Raw genomic sequence first — 401 nt, 5'->3', positions numbered from 1 at the left:
AGGTCGACCGAGCCGGTGAAGTCGAGGCGCTGCTTGCCCGACACTTCCGTGAAGCCGCCATTGCCGTTGTCCTCGCCACCGCGCGCGGAAATCTTGCCGGCGAACTTCGTCTGTTCGTCCGACCAGACGATCACCGTGCCGCCATCGCCAGTGCCGGTAGCATCGGCATTGATCGTTGTATTGGCATCAACCTCGGTCGTCTGGGCTCGCTGCAGCGTGCCCTTGCCCTGCTTGTCACCGCCGATCTTGACCGTGCCGCCGCCGTCCTTGCCCGAGGCATCGACCTTGGCTGCCTTGAGCTTCAGCTTGCGGCCGGTCACCGTGACCTTGCCGCCCTTGCCGCCGGCCTTGGCCGAAGCATCGAGCGTGCCGGAGACTTCGACCGAGCCATCGCCGCCGCC

General features: G+C 66.3%; 1 pseudogene. It reads right to left on the bottom strand.

Going from position 1 to position 401, the window contains the following annotated elements:
• Positions 1-401 (bottom strand): annotated as a pseudogene (locus tag AC1DPX_RS35165) (filamentous hemagglutinin); the annotation flags it as partial.

The sequence above is a fragment of the Mesorhizobium sp. 01N446 genome (genome assembly GCF_056399285.1).
The sequence above is the reverse complement of the archived record's forward strand: the minus strand, read 5'-3'. Positions and strand labels throughout refer to the sequence as shown.